Source organism: Paraburkholderia haematera, from assembly GCF_905220975.1.
Classification (GTDB): Bacteria; Pseudomonadota; Gammaproteobacteria; order Burkholderiales; family Burkholderiaceae; genus Paraburkholderia; species Paraburkholderia haematera.
On record NZ_CAJNBK010000006.1, the window covers coordinates 346,599 to 362,143 of the forward strand.

12 protein-coding genes are annotated in these 15,545 nt (G+C 59.9%); 9 read left to right on the top strand and 3 right to left on the bottom strand.

Annotated features, from left to right (window positions below; genetic code table 11):
• Positions 1–175 precede the first annotated feature (175 nt).
• Entirely contained in the window at positions 176–1,303 is a 1,128-nt protein-coding gene (locus KHO23_RS14735; protein WP_211611951.1) for an aminotransferase class V-fold PLP-dependent enzyme, read from the top strand.
• 661 nt (positions 1,304–1,964) lie between these two features.
• Here the strand turns inward: KHO23_RS14735 and KHO23_RS14740 are convergent.
• Positions 1,965–3,173 carry an acetyl-CoA C-acyltransferase gene (locus KHO23_RS14740; RefSeq protein ID WP_211611952.1) on the bottom strand — a complete coding sequence of 403 codons (1,209 nt, stop codon included), beginning with the start codon at positions 3,171–3,173 and terminating at the stop codon, positions 1,965–1,967.
• Between the two features lie 156 nt (positions 3,174–3,329).
• Entirely contained in the window at positions 3,330–4,097 is a 768-nt protein-coding gene (locus KHO23_RS14745; RefSeq protein ID WP_211611953.1) for an SDR family NAD(P)-dependent oxidoreductase, read from the bottom strand.
• A gap of 364 nt (positions 4,098–4,461) precedes the next feature.
• On the opposite strand from KHO23_RS14745, the gene KHO23_RS14750 reads away from it, so the two are divergent.
• The 6 genes from KHO23_RS14750 (at position 4,462) to KHO23_RS14775 (ending at position 12,102) form a co-directional block, all read left to right on the top strand.
• Positions 4,462–5,478 (top strand): AraC family transcriptional regulator, encoded by a 1,017-nt coding sequence (locus KHO23_RS14750; RefSeq protein WP_211611954.1) that lies wholly within the window; start codon positions 4,462–4,464, stop codon positions 5,476–5,478.
• Positions 5,479–5,771: 293 nt separating this feature from the next.
• Entirely contained in the window at positions 5,772–7,460 is a 1,689-nt protein-coding gene (locus KHO23_RS14755) for a tannase/feruloyl esterase family alpha/beta hydrolase (protein WP_211611955.1), read from the top strand.
• A 210-nt stretch (positions 7,461–7,670) separates the two neighbouring features.
• On the top strand, positions 7,671–9,029 hold the full coding sequence (locus KHO23_RS14760; protein ID WP_211611980.1) for an MFS transporter: 1,359 nt from the start codon (positions 7,671–7,673) through the stop codon (positions 9,027–9,029).
• Positions 9,030–9,102: 73 nt separating this feature from the next.
• Positions 9,103–9,828, top strand: coding sequence for a nitroreductase (locus KHO23_RS14765; protein ID WP_211611956.1), 726 nt, complete (start codon positions 9,103–9,105; stop codon positions 9,826–9,828).
• A gap of 14 nt (positions 9,829–9,842) precedes the next feature.
• The gene (locus tag KHO23_RS14770; protein WP_211611957.1) at positions 9,843–11,495 is read left to right on the top strand and encodes an AMP-binding protein; all 1,653 of its coding nucleotides are present in this window, start codon (positions 9,843–9,845) and stop codon (positions 11,493–11,495) included.
• Positions 11,496–11,607: 112 nt separating this feature from the next.
• On the top strand, positions 11,608–12,102 hold the full coding sequence (locus tag KHO23_RS14775; protein ID WP_211611958.1) for a YybH family protein: 495 nt from the start codon (positions 11,608–11,610) through the stop codon (positions 12,100–12,102).
• A 687-nt stretch (positions 12,103–12,789) separates the two neighbouring features.
• On the opposite strand, the gene KHO23_RS14780 is transcribed toward KHO23_RS14775, so the two are convergent.
• Positions 12,790–13,233, bottom strand: coding sequence for a winged helix-turn-helix transcriptional regulator (locus tag KHO23_RS14780; protein ID WP_211611959.1), 444 nt, complete (start codon positions 13,231–13,233; stop codon positions 12,790–12,792).
• An 89-nt stretch (positions 13,234–13,322) separates the two neighbouring features.
• On the opposite strand from KHO23_RS14780, the gene KHO23_RS14785 reads away from it, so the two are divergent.
• Together KHO23_RS14785 and KHO23_RS14790 are read left to right on the top strand one after the other, a co-directional pair.
• Positions 13,323–14,183 carry an oxidoreductase gene (locus tag KHO23_RS14785; RefSeq protein WP_211611960.1) on the top strand — a complete coding sequence of 287 codons (861 nt, stop codon included), beginning with the start codon at positions 13,323–13,325 and terminating at the stop codon, positions 14,181–14,183.
• A 42-nt stretch (positions 14,184–14,225) separates the two neighbouring features.
• Entirely contained in the window at positions 14,226–15,227 is a 1,002-nt protein-coding gene (locus KHO23_RS14790; protein ID WP_211611961.1) for an NADP-dependent oxidoreductase, read from the top strand.
• Positions 15,228–15,545 lie beyond the last annotated feature (318 nt).

A 15,545-nucleotide genomic window follows, 5' to 3' on the forward strand; every position in this document is an offset into this window, starting at 1 on the left:
GCACATGGCTACCCATGAGCGCGTTGCGCCGCAAGCTATGCGCACTCTCAAGCCGACGCGGTCTCGTGATCCGGTACAGCGGTAACAATGTCAAAATGCTTTTTGCCTCAGCCGCCGGTGGCTTTCGTTAGAATCTGTTTTCGATCCTTATATTCGTCTATAACCGGAGACAAACGTGCCAGGCTTACTTCCCGATGTCGACCGCGAGGGACTCCTCGAATATTCAGTCGTTTACACCGACCGCTCAATCAATCATATGTCGCAGCTCTTTCAAGGAGTCATGCGCGATATTTCCGATTCTTTGAAGAAAGTCTACAACGCGAAGTCGGCCGTTGTCGTCCCGGGCAGCGGGACCTTCGGCATGGAAGCCGTTGCCCGGCAGTTCGCAACAAACAGGAAGTGTCTTGTCATCCGGAATGGCTGGTTCAGTTTTCGCTGGTCGCAGATTTTCGACATGGGCGGCATTCCGTCTGAATCGATCGTGCTGAAGGCGCGCCCGGTCGAACAAGGGAGACAAGCTGCCTACGCACCGCCACCGATCGAAGACGTGGTCGCTGCGATCAGGGAAAACAAGCCGGATCTGGTCTTTGCGCCGCATGTCGAAACCGCATCCGGGATCATGCTGCCTGACGCTTATTTGCGCGCGGTGGCCGACGCTGTGCATGCCGTCGACGGCATGTTTGTACTGGATTGCATTGCTTCCGGCACGGTCTGGGTCGACATGAAGGCGAGCGGCGTTGACGTCCTGATCAGCGCGCCGCAAAAGGGATGGAGCGCGTCACCGTGCTGCGGACTGGTCATGCTTAGCCCCCTTGCCCGCGAAAGAATCGACGAAACAACTAGCACCAGTTTCGCTTGTGATCTTCGCAAATGGCTGCAGATCATGGAAGCCTACGAGAACGGTGCGTTCGCGTACCACGCAACGATGCCCACGGACAGTCTGGCTACGTTGCGTGACGTCATGAAGGAGACCGAGGCATACGGCTTCGATAAAGTGAGAGCAGAGCAGCTTGAACTCGGCAAGCGCGTTCGCTCACTCCTCGTGGACAACGGTTTCAAAAGCGTGGCGGCCGAAGGTTTTGAAGCTCCGGGCGTCGTTGTCAGCTACACGGACGATGACGGAATACGATCCGGCAAGAAGTTCGCTGATGCCGGCTTGCAGATCGCGCCTGGTGTTCCCCTTCAATGCGACGAGCCTGAAGATTTCAAGACCTTCCGCATCGGATTATTCGGCTTGGACAAACTGCATGACGTTGAAGGTGCGGTGGCCAGGCTCGCGAAGGCGCTGGACAGTATTCTTTAGGGCGGTTTTTCTTTTTGCGGAGGATGTGCGTATTGCTCGTTATCGCAACTGCTTCGGCGGGAGGGACCCGAAGCCTAGCGGGCAGGCTATGCGCACTATTCGGCCAGAGCGGACGCTCGTCGCTGCGCGGTATCACCGATGAGTGTCCGCTTCCGGATAGTTTTGCGTCAGGCAGTAGCCGGCCAGAAGGCGCCGTTCACGAGTCAAATTGATCGGCCGTTCGAACGGCCGATCGTAGCGCGAAACTGCCGATTCGTGGCCTACCGGCGCCACGCATCGATTCGAGACTCCTCGAGCCGCAGCGGATCCGCGCATACCGTGTCGGCGCCGGGCCGTTTGTTCGGCTGGGTTTGCAACAAGCGTCACAATGACCTCGATGGCGAGGTAACCATGATGGGCCTATGCCGCGAGCGAATCTTCCGCAAGATTTCACGGAGACACGAAAACACCGACGCGTTGGTGGCACCGGACGCGAGCCAAGGCTGAGCATCGACAGTCGACGCGCGCCGGCCGGAACAAGGGGCGAGTGCCGCGCAGCCCACGAGTATCCGACCGACCTTAGCCAGCGATTAGCCAGTCAGCATCTCCGAGAGCCAGTTCAAATCCGATAGGCCCCGCGAGCGGTGGGCTCCCGGTTCGCGTTAAGCGCCGATGATGTTGCTCAGACGATCTCAATTGCCAGCGCCGTGGCCTCGCCGCCGCCGATGCACAGACCCGCCACGCCTCTATTCTCGCCGCGCTGGCGGAGCGCGCCGAGCAGCGTCACGACAAGGCGCGCGCCGGTCGCGCCGATCGGGTGACCCAGCGCGCAAGCACCGCCATGCACATTCACGCGCTCATGCGAAAGCGCCAGCTCGCGCATCGCGGCCATGACGACCACGGCGAATGCCTCATTGATTTCCCACAGGTCGACATCGCTCGCCTGCCACCCCACCTTGGCTAGCAGCTTCTGAATGGCGCCCACAGGCGCAGTGGTGAACCACGCTGGCTCCTGAGAGTGTGTGGCGTGTCCACGGATAACGGCCAGCGGCGATAAGCCACGCTCGCGCGCGGTTGACTGGCGCATCAGAACCAAAGCCGCTGCACCGTCGGAGATGGAACTGGAATTCGCTGCCGTGACTGTGCCGTCCTTTCCAAAGGCGGGTTTGAGGCTGGGGATCCTGGCCAGTTGCGCCTTCGCAGGCGCCTCGTCTTCGTCGATGAGTATCTCGCCGTTGCGACCCGGCGCGGTCACCGGCGCGAGCTCCCACCGGAACAGGCCGTCGCGCTGCGCCTGCTGCGCGCGCAGCGTGGAGGTGGAAGCGAAGGCGTCCTGCGCCTCGCGCGTGAAACCGAAGTGGCGTGCGCAGTCCTCGGCGAAGGTGCCCATGAGGCGGCCATCGGAGGCGAGGCCGTAGTGATCCTCCAGGCCGTCGAAGAACATGTGGTCCAGTACCTGGCCGTGTCCCAGACGCTGGCCCGAACGGGCCTTGGGCAACAGGTACGGTGCGTTGCTCATGGATTCCATGCCGCCCGCCACGATTATCCGTTGACACCCGCTGAGCAGCAGATCGTGCGCCAGCATCGTTGCCTTCATACCCGAGCCGCAGACCTTGTTGATCGTGGTGCAGCCCGACGATACCGGCAAACCCGCGCTGAGCGACGCCTGGCGCGCGGGCGCCTGACCGAGGCCTGCGGGCAGCACGCAGCCCATGAACACCTCATCGACGGCGTCGGGTTGCAGCCCGGCACGTTGCACTGCGGCGCGGATAGCGTGGGCGCCCAGCACAGGCGCCGTCAGAGAAGCGAAGTTGCCCTGGAATCCACCCAGCGGCGTGCGGGCAGCAGCGACGATCACGACGGGATCATTCGAAGTCGAAGAGGCAGGCATGCGAGTCTCCATTCGCCGCTTCGTGGCGGCTTTGCAAGGGGTGAGGAAAGTGTCGTCGTCGATGAATCATCTGAGCCAATCGGGATTGGGCGGCTCAGGGGACTCGAGCACGGCGGCAGCAGGAATAACGATGCGCACTCCAGGCACTGACCAGGTTCACCTGGCCGCCATGCGGATGGCGCCATCAAGGCGAATCACCTCGCCGTTGAGGTAGGTGTTTTCGAGGATGTGCAGCACAAGGCCCGCGAATTCTTCAGGTCGACCAAGGCGCGCGGGAAAAGGGACCATCTTCCCGAGGGCGTCTTGTACTTCTGTGGGCATGCCTTTGAGCATCGGCGTCTCCATGATTCCGGGCGCGACGGCGATCACGCGAATGCCATGACGGGCCAATTCCCGCGCGACGGGCAGCGTCATTGCTACCACACCGCCTTTGGAAGCAGCGTAGCCCGCTTGCCCGATCTGGCCATCGAAGGCCGCGACCGAAGCGGTATTGATGATGACCCCGCGCTCGCCGTCGGTCTCGGGCATGTTCCCGGCCATGCAGGCTGCGGCCAGCCGTACCATGTTGAAGGCGCCGATCAGGTTGATCTGAACGGTGCGCGCGAAACTCTCTAGCCGGTGCGGGCCTTCGCGTCCGAGCACTTTCTCGGCGGGGGCAACGCCTGCGCAATTGATCAGGCCATTCAGCGCGCCGAAGGTGTCGCAAAACGCGGCCAACGCACACTCAGCGCTCGCTGAGTCGGATATGTCGACCTTGGCGAAGTGGGCATTGCCGCCCAGTTCCGCCGCGAGCGCGGCACCGGCGTCCTCGTCGACGTCTATCAGCAGCACGCAGGCGCCGCCCGCCACCAGACGGCGCGCCGTGGCTGCGCCGAGCCCTGAGGCGCCACCTGTGACGACGAAACTTTTCCCTTGAATCTGCACTTCTGTCTCCCGGAAGTGACCACCTCGACGCGCACGGTACCGGGCCCGTGCTTCGCTGTGAGCACGGAATGCCGGAGCCATGCGTCCCGTTGGACGGTCATGTGATGCGACCGGCACGCTGCATGGCCCCGGCCGACAAAGCCATATTTGCGACGATCAACTGGCTGGTCATGGTAAGCGGCACGCGAAAGCACGCCCATGCCCATAGACCTCTTCATGCGTGCGCCTTTCGGACATATCGTGCCGGGATTGCGTCGCTCCCAGCGTTCCTTGCCCGATGACTGCTCGTGCTCAGTCGTACCAGGTTTCGCTTGGGCGCGGTAGCGATTAACATAAGTACACTTTCTGTGGGTGGACCCTGACCATGAATGAGGCTCAAGACAAGGGCACAACCTCTATCGGCCTGGTGCGTGAAGCAATTCTCGTTGCCACGCAACGTAATCTCGATGTAGCGGCCGTTCTCCAGCACGCTGGAATCGCGGCGGAATTGTTGAATGCGCCGAGAGCCCGTGTGCCGGCGTTAGCCTTTTCGCGCGTGTGGGCGGCTCTGGCCGACTTGATGGACGACGAGTTCTTTGGTCTCGACAGCCACGCACTGCGGCGGGGCAGTTACGCTCTGATGTGTCATGCCGTGCTGCATGCCGACAATCTGGAGCACGCGCTGCGTCGCATGCTGAAGTTCCTGCGTGCGGTTCTCGACGACATTCATGGGGAGTTGCGCTGCGAAGGCGAGCATGCACTGATCATCCTGCATGACGATGGGCGGACGCGCCGCCTCTTTGCCTACGGGACCTGGTTCATCCTCGTACATGGCCTTGCGTGCTGGCTGGCGCGCAGACGGATTCCGCTGATCGAGATGAGGTTTCGCGCTTCCGCGCCAATCGATGACAGCGACTACCGCATGCGCTTCTGCGAGGATGTGACGTTCTCCGCGGAACAAACCCTGATCCGTTTCGACCGCAGTTTTCTCGACCTGAAACTATCCGGGACGGAAGAGAGCCTGCGTGCATTTCTGCACAACGCACCAGCCAATATCCTGGTCAAATATCGCAACGAATCCAGCACTACGGTCCTGGTGAGACGCCGACTCAGAAACCAGGCCCCCGACGACTGGCCCGACCTTGACGCGCTATCGCGACTACTGAATCTGTCCGTGGCCACGCTGCAACGCCGCCTGTTGGCCGAAGGTACGAACTATCGGCAACTGAAAGACGAATTGCGCCGTGACATCGCGATCGAGTTGTTTTCCAGCAGTTCTCTCACGGTGGCGGAAGTCGCTGCACGGACCGGATTTCAGGAAACGAGTGCTTTCCACCGGGCCTTCAGGAAGTGGACCGGGGCCAGTCCGGGAATGTACCGTCATGGCAGGGCGAATTCTTAACCGTTAGAACTCGCAGCGTCGTCATCACACTGTTCATGCGTTCAGAGGTGCTTGCACGTTTGAACGGTCGAAAGATTTCATTCTCTTCTCCAAATCACGTCTCGCGCGAACGCTCATTCGATTAAAGCGCAGGTGTCCACACGCCTCATGAAAACTGAGGTCGGCGGACATGGATCGGTGCGCCAACCAGGCTGACACTTCACTCGCGTTCGGCAAATCAAAAGACGCCTCGCGCCCGGTTGCGCAAGTAACCGAGTCAGTCATTGCGGTACAAAAAATATACGGAGACGAGAATGAGAACCCGGTTCAGAAGCCGCCGAAGCTCGGCGATTGTGGGTGCATTATTCGCCGCATCGGCTATTGCCGTATCCGGCTGCGGCGGCAATGACTCCGCACCGGCAAACGCCGCGGCCGCGACCCCAGCCGCGAAATGCAGTGCGTTGACTGGTATCACTATTCCCGCTGGCTCGATCGGATTGCCGACAACGGGTGCCACGGTCGTGTCCGCGACGCTCGTTGCCGATACCGATCCTGGTAACAACAATGGCGAGTACTGCAAAGTGCTCGGAAGTATTCATCCGATGGATTTCAATGCGCCCGATATCCGGGCGGAGGTGGATCTACCGACTAACTTTAACGGGAAATCCGTTCACTTCGGCGGTGGGGGATTTGACGGCACCATTCCCGATACTGAGGGCTCTCCCGCCGATGGGTTCTTGACCGGCGCAGAGCCCGCAGGCGTCAGTACACCGTTGCGCAGAGGGTATGTGACTTTCGGGAGCGACAGCGGACATGAGGCAAACGCCTTCGACGGTACTTTTGCAACAAACGATGAGGCACTCGCCAACTACGCAGGCGACCACATCAAGAAGACACATGACTTCGCAGCCTACCTCGCAAAGGCAAGATATGGCTCCGACTTCGTTCACAGCTATTTTATTGGTGGATCGAGCGGAGGCCGGCAAGGTCTGATTGCGGCGCAACGATTCCCGCACGACTACGACGGCATCATTTCGACATTTCCCGCTTCAGGAATAACAGGACTATGGCTGCAGATGGGCAGGATCTCGCGATCTCTGCTCGCACCCGGAGGATACGTCACACCTGCTAAAGGCAAGGCGCTTCTCGCAGCGGTCATGAAGCAATGCGACGCTCTGGATGGCGCGGCTGACGGCATCATCAGTAACCCCGCGGCGTGCGTATTCGATCCGGCAACGATTCGCTGCTCTGGCGGGGTCGACACGGGTGATAGCTGCTTGTCGGACGCACAAATCAATACGATGACCACTGCTGGCACGCCGCTTAACTTTAGCTTCAACCTGGCAAACGGAATTCAGTCATTCCCCGCATTTAGCGCGTTCACGGGAGCAGACTTCTGGTCCGTTGGCTTTGCATGGGGCGCGTCAGCCACCGATGCGATAGTCGAGCCTGGCGTGTTCGGCAAAAGCGCGTTTTACTACACGTTTTCAAATGACATGCTTCGGTTCGCGGTTGCTCGCGACCCCGGTTTGAGCATTCTCAACTTTAATCCAGCCAACCCCGGATTATTGACCTCGCGCGTGCAGGCGGTCAGCGCGCTCATGGACAGCACGAGCACCGACCTGAGTCAATTCGAGGCCCGCGGCGGCAAGATCATTATGCAGCACGGACAATCGGACCAGTTCATTCCGGCGCAATTGTCGATTGATTACTACGACCGACTGGTGTCCCGGTTCGGGCAGGGACCACTGGGTCAATTTCTAAAGTTCTACCTGGTGCCGGGCGCGGCGCACGGTGTCGGCGGGCAATTCAATGGTTCATATGACGGTCTGACGGCATTGGACAACTGGGTGACGAAAGGCGCCGAGCCCAAAAATCTGATTATCACCGACCTGACTCCGCCGACAGCCGGACGCACGCGGCCAATGTGCGAATACCCACAGTGGCCCAAATACGTCGGCGGCGACCAGAACCTTGCGGCCAGCTTCGTGTGCTCTAACTAAGCGGGCTAGAAGCGCACGCCTAGTGCGGTTCCGAGCAGTAGCGTTACGTCGGGACCGCCAGTGTCACAACACCGCAAACGCAGGTGTTCGGCGACCTCACTCATCTTGAAGTTAATGGACATCGACTGCCAGGAGCCTTCGCCGGACACTGGTTGCAACACAGCGGCCTGCGCGGACTTCGGCCACGACATTAAACCAAAGGAGACAAGCATGAACCAGATCGATGTTCATTCACTCGCGGGCCAGGCCAGGTTCAACGGCTTGCACAGGCTGGTCCTGTTCTGGTGCGTGTTGATGCTGATAGTCGACGGCTACGATCTCGCCATCGTCGGTGCAGCGTTGCCGTCGATCATGAAGGGCATGCACATCGACGCGACCAGTGCCGGCATCATGGCCGCATCGGCACTTTGTGGCGTCATGCTCGGAGCTATTTTTCTTGGCACGCTGGCTGACCGTTTTGGCCGCCCGATGATGATCTGCGTTTGTGTGGCTCTGTTCAGCCTCTTTACAGCCGCCGCTGGGCTGACGAACGATCCCGTCAGTTTCAGCGTAACCCGATTCATTGCGGGCCTCGGCATTGGAGGCGTCTTGCCGATCGTCACCGCGCAGATGGCGGAGTTCTCGCCTGACCGACTGCGCACTCGATTGGTCACACTCGTATTCGCCGGATACTCGGTCGGCGGCATTCTGGTCGCGCTGACTGCAAAGCAGCTTATCGGCAGCTATGGCTGGCAATCCGTCTTTTTTGCCGCGGGTCTGCCTGTCCTGCTGATCCCGTTCATCATTAAAACGATGCCTCATTCGATGACCTTTCTGGTCAAGAACGGCCGACGTAATGAACTCCGTATGCTCGTGAAGCGCCTGGTGCCCGACTATCCGGTGAGTGACGACGAGCAGTTTGCAGGACCGTCGTCGGACAAGAGCAAGGACGTTTCCGTGCGACGACTCTTTCAGGACGGCCGCGCTTTCAGTACTACGATGATGTGGGTCGCATTCATGACGGGCCTTTTCATGGTGTACGCGCTGAGTTCGTGGTTGACCAAGCTCATGGCAATGGCGGGATACAGCCTCGGTTCAGCTTTGAACTTCGTGATCGTGTTTAACGTCGGCGCCATTGCGGGTGCGATTCTCGGCGGCTGGCTGGGCGACAGGGTCAATATCAAGCGGGTGCTGATCGCGTTCTACGTCGTGGGAGCCGTTGCACTCTCGCTGATGGGATACACGAAATCGACAGCGTCATTGTTTGTCGTTGTATTCGTTGTGGGCGCATCGACGCTGGGTACTCAATTGCTCGCCTATGCTTATGCGGGCGGTTTCTATCCTCATGCGATCCGCTCTACGGGTGTTGGCTTTGCTTCTGGCGTGGGCCGCATCGGCGCGATCGTGGCGCCGGTGCTCATCGGCTGGCTTGTGTCTTTGAAGCTGCCGCTGGAACAGAACTTCATGGCAATCGGCGTGGCGGGTCTTATTGGTGCCATGGCCGTGACGCTGATCGATCACGCGCGCGCCGATTCCTATCGCGGACGCAGTGCGACTATTCCCGCAGTTCAGCGCAGTGCAGGGCGCTAATTGCGACTATTGCAGGTTATTCACTAGAGAAGCCACGTCCACGCGGCAGTACATTTTCAACATGCAGAAAGAAATGGATCGTCTATCTCCGCCTCCTTTCACCTCGTTTATCGACGTCAGTCGAGCCGTCGACTGGGCGCTCGTCACCCGGCGCAGCGTTCGTGCCTTCTTGCCGACACCGGTTGCGCGCGAGGACATCGAGTCCATCCTGGAGGTCGCGCGCTTCAGTGCTACCGGCGTCAACATCCAGCCGTGGCATGTGCATGTCGTGACAGGCGCGATGAAGTCGCGCCTGTCTGCGGTCATCAACGAGATCAATGACGATCCCGCCCGCAGTTCCGACCTCGACGAGCCCTACGACTACTATCCGCGCGAATGGATCGCGCCGTATGTGGACCGCCGCCGCAAGGTCGGTTGGAACCTGTACGGGTTGCTCGGCATCGAGAAGGGCGACAAGGAACGAATGCACGTCCAGCACGGCCGCAACTATCGCTTCTTCGATGCACCCGTCGGCCTGTTTTTTACAGTGGACCGCGTCATGCGCGAAGGCAGTCTGCTGGACACCGGCATGTTCCTGCAAAGCGTGATGCTCGCTGCTCGCGCGCGTGGCCTCGACACTTGCCCGCAAGCGGCTTTCAACAAATTCCACCGCGTGATCGCCGACGAACTGTCGATTCCCGATAACCAGATGCTGGTCTGCGGAATGAGCCTGGGTTATGCCGATCACGACTGCATCGAGAATTCGCTAGTGACGGACCGTGTCCCAGTGAGCGATTTCACTACTTTCTATAATGAATGAACGGAGACAAAGTCATGAGTGCAAAGGCCTACTCGCGAGGTCTCGAGAAGAACCCGGCGAACCACGTTCCGTTGACGCCATTGACCTTTCTCGATCGAACCGCCGACGTCTATCCGCAACGAACCGCGATCATTCATGGCGAATTCCGGCAGACGTGGGCGACGACCCGCGAGCGTTGCTACCGCCTCGCGTCGGCGCTCGTTCAATTGGGAATCGAGCCGGGCGATACCGTGTCGATCATCGCACCCAATACACCGGCCATGCTCGAGGCGCACTTCGGCGTGCCGCTCTCGGGGGCCGTGCTCAATGCCATCAATTGCCGTCTCGATGCTGACGGCGTCGCGTTTATCCTGCGCCACGGCGAATGCAAGCTTCTGCTGGTGGACCGCGAGTTTGCCGCGCTGGTCGAAAAAGCGTTGCAGTCAGTCCCGAATCCGCCGCGTCTCGTCGACATCAACGATCACGAAGCGCCCGACGGTGCCGCCATCGGCGAAACCGATTATGAATCGCTGCTCGCCAGCGGCGACCCGGCATTTGCCGGCCGTGGCCCCGTCGACGAATGGACGCCGATCGCGTTGAACTACACCTCGGGCACGACAGGAGATCCGAAGGGCGTCGTTCCGAGCCATCGCGGCACGTATCTAATGAGCCTGCTGCAGATGACGAACTGGCCGCTCCCGCGTGCGCCGATTTATCTGTGGACGCTTCCCATGTTCCATGCCAACGGCTGGTGCTTCACATGGGCGATTACTGCCGCGGCGGGAACGCATGTATGCCTGCGCAAAGTCAACGCGGCCAATATCCTTTCGGCGATCGGGAAACATGGCGTCGATCATTTTTGTGCGGCGCCGATTGTTCTCGCAGGCATCGCTAGCATGCCGCAGTCGCAACGTCAGCCGCTGCCGCGTCGAGTGCGCGTTCTCACCGCCGGTTCGCCGGCGCCGGCAGCGGTTCTGGAGGCCGTCGGCGCGATGGGTTTCGACGTCGATCACGTGTTTGGAATTACCGAGATCTCCGGCACGCCGATCAGCTGCGCATGGCACGATGAGTGGGATGCGTTGCCGCCGGAGCAGCAAGGGAAATTGAAAGCGCGACAAGGCGTGCGTGCAGCAGCGTTCGAGAAAATGTCGGTTGCCGATCTCGCGACGCTCGAACCCGTGCCAGCCGATAGCCAGTCCTGCGGCGAAGTTCTCGTGCGCGGCAATACGGTGATGATGGGATATCTGAAGAATACCGACGCAACCGAAAAAGCTTTCGCCGGCGGTTGGTTTCATACCGGAGATCTGGCGGTCGTTCATCCAGACGGCTATATCCAGATCACCGACCGCTCGAAGGACGTCATCATCTCGGGTGGGGAAAACATTTCATCTGTGGAAGTGGAAGAGGTGATCTACCGCATGTCGGGCGTGCTGAACGCAGCCGTGGTCGCGCAGCCGGACGACACATGGGGCGAGACGCCTTGCGCCTTTATCGAACTGAAGCCGGATGCGCCGCACATCACGGAGCAGGACGTCATCTCGTTCTGCCGTGAAAGACTGGCGCATTTCAAATGCCCGCGCCGAGTGATTTTCGGCGAATTGCCGAAAACCGCTACGGGGAAGATCCAGAAGTTTCGTTTGCGCGAGCAGGCGGGCAGCCGAATAGCAATTACCCGATTGGCAGGATGACACGGGTTGGTCTTCCGGACCCGTCATGGGCTGCACACTGCGACTACCGTCTGCCGCGCCAGCAATGGCGCGTATTCGTATCGTAGGTATGCGCGATAGATGGAGATAGACCGTGCAAAGCTACCTTCATCGCGTTCTGGCTTTGGATGGACCTCAGCCCTGGTGTCCATCAGAAACCGGTCAACTCAAGGAGAAAATGATGAGCAAAGATTTCAGTGATGAATCGGCGGCCCTGGAAGCCACCGTGATGGAATACATGACCGCGTTCATGCGCGCCGATATCCCTGCCGTGCTCGCGACTTATGCTGAGGACGGCGTGCTGATGGCCCCCATCGGACCGGCGATCGAAGGCAAGAAGCAGCTTGCCGAGATGTATCCGGGCCTGTTCGACGCAGTCGATTTCAACATGGTTCCTAAGGTAACGGAAGTCCTTCAGACGAGCGCCGACTGGGGCTTTGTTCGCTCTGCGACCGAGGGCACTCAAACAAACAAGGCGACCGGCGACACCGAGACTGCCAAATATCTGGAGCTGTTCCTGCTCCGCAAATCGGAAACTGGTGCGTGGCAGATCGTCCGATACAACACCACGCAGATCCCCGCGGCATAGGCAGCGTTTGAATGAGAACCCGACTCGACCCTCATCGACGATCAGGGCCGAGCCGGTCGATCAATCCTCCTAACTGGGAAAGGCAGCTAACTCATTCGACCGGCGGAATCGAGATTGATACGCCTATTCAGAGCCGCGAGGACCGTGGCGATCGAGCCTACGTGCAGGAAATCGTGGTAACTGCGCAGAAGCGGAGCGAGCGGATCAACGAGGTTCCGCTGTCTGTCACCGCCGTGGCGTGCGACGCCCTCGCACGTTGCGGGGTAACCTCGGCACTTGACCTGGAATGCGTTGTTCCCGGATTTACCTATCAGCCCAGCAATACAGAATGCGTCGTCCGGATTTGCCGGGGCATTGAGCTTATGCACGCGCGGGCGTTTCGAACCGGGCGGTTGCGGAGACCTGGCTTGGACACAGCCGAGTCCGAACGGCTGTACGACCGTCTCGTCGAGAGCGTCGCAACCCTCGTCTAGCTCCTGCCGTTATGCCAGGGCGGTGACCGGGCCAGTTCCGGACGTGCGATCGCACTTGCACCTGCGCCCAGACATCGGAGCGCCTGCTCAGGTTCAGTTAATGGACTGTCATGAACTGTGCCGCCTTGATTCCCGGCGGGAGCCATCTGGAATCGAAGCGCCACGGCGTCCGGCTGACTTACGCAAAGAACCGGGGCAGCGCATCATCGCAGTGTCAATCCTTCTCTGGGTTGACGACGCGTATGGGACGAGTCCCGATACGCGCTCCCGTGACCTCGTCGACCGCCACCGCCCTGATCTCTGTTCCTGTTTCCGCATCGAGAAAGCGAACCAGCTTGCCATCGCCACGGTATTGCCGTCCCCAAGCACCGATCATGAAGAGCACCGGCAGAAAATCTCGCCCGGCAGCCGTCAGCAAGTACTCCTCGCGCGGCGGGCGCTCAGAGTAGCGGCGTTTTTCCAGTAGTCCCTCCTCTGTCAGAGTTGCCAGTCGCCGGGTCAGCATGGTCGGTGCAATGCCCAGACTTTTGCGGAACTGGTCAAAACGCGTGAGTCCGGCATGGGCATCGCGCAAGATAAGGAGGGCCCACGCGTCGCCCGCGACACTCAGGCTGCGCGCGATCGGACACGGTTCATCGCAGAGATTTCTGTCGTCCATACTATTTTGATAGTGACATGGCTTTGATTTGCCAGTATAGTCGATTTCAATTTGATAGTGACGCGGACGGCCCGCGCAAGGAGCTTGAAATGACCGACAAAAAGCATTTGGGTATCGCCCTTGTCACAGGCGCGTCTTCGGGTATCGGCCAGGCCGCGGCGCAGCGACTGGCCGAGGCCGGCTACAAGGTTTTCGGCACCAGCCGGCGGTCAAGCCCAGCGGGCGGACATCCGTTCGACATGCTGACGCTCGACGTGACGAGCGATGAATCCGTCGACGCCGCGGTCGCCCAGATTTTGCGGCGTGCCGGCCGCATCGATCTGCTCGTGAACAACGCCGGCTTCGGCGTCGCGCCCGCCGGCGCGGAAGAAAGCTCGATTGCGCAGGCCCAGTCGATCTTCGATACGAATTTCTTTGGCGTCGTCCGGATGACCCGCGCGGTCGTGCCTTACATGCGGCGCCAGGGAAGCGGCCGCATCATCAACATCGGCTCAGTGCTGGGTTTCGTGCCCATGCCGTACGGGGCGCTCTACGCGGCAACGAAGCATGCAATTGAGGGCTATTCCGAATCGCTCGATCATGAATTGCGCGGGTGGGGCATCCGTGTGTCGGTCATCGAGCCGGCTTACACGAAGACGCCGTTCGACGCGAACTTCCTGCAACCCGACGCCACGCTCGATGCGTATCGCGAAGCCCGTGCGGTCGTCAGCAAACGGATCAATGAAGTGATGGCAACCGCGACGGAGCCTTCGGTGGTCGCTGAGGTCGTGTTAAAGGCGGCAGTCGCGGCGAAGCCGAAGCTGCGCTACCCAGCCGGCGCGCTCGCGAGCCGTCTGCAAATGCTGCGGAGATTCGCGCCGGCCGGCCTCGTGGATGCCGGACTTCGTAAAGATCTGCGACTCGACACGATACCTGCGTCCCAGTCGGTAAGCCCGCTTTTGCAAGAGTGAAAAACCATCGAGCGCCAATCACACCAGGGACCAGAAAAGCTCATGAGAGCATTCATTCTCGAACGCTACGGACGCAAGGATGGCGCGCGTATCGGCGAGGTGCCGGAGCCGCAACAACGCGACGACGACGTCTTGATTCAGGTCCACGCCGCCAGCCTTAACGTTCTGGATTCCAAAATACGCGACGGCGAGTTCAAGCTCATTTTGCCGTATCGCTTGCCGCTGATCCTCGGCAACGATGTGGCTGGCGTGGTCGTGCGAGTTGGACCGCGTGTGCAGCGATTCAAGGTCGGCGACGAAGTCTACGCGCGGCCGGATAAAGATCGCATTGGCGCGTTTGCCGAGCTGATTGCAGTGAAAGAAGCGGACTTGTCCAGCAAGCCGAACACACTCACCATGGAAGAGGCCGCCTCCATTCCGCTGGTTGGTCTGACTGCGTGGCAAGCGTTGATCGAAAAAGCGCAGCTCCGAAAAGGACAAAAGGTTCTCATTCATGCAGGTTCCGGCGGTGTCGGAACGTTCGGGATCCAACTGGCGAAGCATCTAGGTGCATTCGTGGCGACGACAACGAGCACGGCGAACGTGGAATGGGTGAAGCGACTCGGTGCCGACGTCGTTATCGATTACAGGAAGGACGACTTCGAGAAGATGCTTGCCGATTATGACGTCGTGATAAACAGCCTGGACGCGGCGACGTTGCGCAAATCCCTTCGTGTGCTGAGACCCGGCGGACGGCTCATTTCCATCTCGGGGCCGCCGGACGGTGGCTTCGGAGAGGAGCTTGGTCTGCCGCGCTTCCTCAGACTGGCGATGCTTCTACTGAGCTACCGAATCAGGAGGGAAGCTAAACGCCTCAAAGTCAGCTATTCGTTCCTGTTCATGCGGGCAAGTGGAGATCAGCTACGGCAGATCACGTCGCTCATCGACGCCGGGGTTATACGCCCAGTCGTGGATCGCATCTTTCCATTCGATTCGATCAGAGAGGCCATGGCCTACGTCGATATTGGACGGACCAAAGGCAAGGTGGTTGTCAAGATGAGGTGATTGGCGCGCTGCGTTACGATGGACTTCCGCCATAGATAACAGCCAGTTCGCCTAATATGGCATTCGGGTGCGAATGGCCGTTCCGCCGCTGGAAGCAGCCGTCGGAGTTGCGGAGTGTTGAGTGGCGGATGTGGGTCGACTTCAGTCCTCCGCGTTTCCCGAGAGCAGTCGTACGATGGGCTGCGATTGGCAGGGCGTCAACGTCAGTTGAGGGTGTAATTAGTTTTGTGTAAACGGTCATTTGGCAGGAGACTGCCAGTAACAGGAGCGACGATGACCGTAGCGAAACGCAACAAACGAGTGAAACCCGATCCTGAG

Excerpts from the sequence above, each read along its gene's own strand:
- KHO23_RS14740 (WP_211611952.1), bottom strand. The coding sequence starts at position 3,173 with ATGCCTGCCTCTTCGACTTCGAATGATCCCGTCGTGATCGTCGCTGCT.
- KHO23_RS14750 (WP_211611954.1), top strand. The coding sequence starts at position 4,462 with ATGAATGAGGCTCAAGACAAGGGCACAACCTCTATCGGCCTGGTGCGT.
- KHO23_RS14755 (WP_211611955.1), top strand. The coding sequence starts at position 5,772 with ATGAGAACCCGGTTCAGAAGCCGCCGAAGCTCGGCGATTGTGGGTGCA.
- KHO23_RS14760 (WP_211611980.1), top strand. The coding sequence starts at position 7,671 with ATGAACCAGATCGATGTTCATTCACTCGCGGGCCAGGCCAGGTTCAAC.
- KHO23_RS14765 (WP_211611956.1), top strand. The coding sequence starts at position 9,103 with ATGGATCGTCTATCTCCGCCTCCTTTCACCTCGTTTATCGACGTCAGT.
- KHO23_RS14770 (WP_211611957.1), top strand. The coding sequence starts at position 9,843 with ATGAGTGCAAAGGCCTACTCGCGAGGTCTCGAGAAGAACCCGGCGAAC.
- KHO23_RS14780 (WP_211611959.1), bottom strand. The coding sequence starts at position 13,233 with ATGGACGACAGAAATCTCTGCGATGAACCGTGTCCGATCGCGCGCAGC.
- KHO23_RS14785 (WP_211611960.1), top strand. The coding sequence starts at position 13,323 with ATGACCGACAAAAAGCATTTGGGTATCGCCCTTGTCACAGGCGCGTCT.
- KHO23_RS14790 (WP_211611961.1), top strand. The coding sequence starts at position 14,226 with ATGAGAGCATTCATTCTCGAACGCTACGGACGCAAGGATGGCGCGCGT.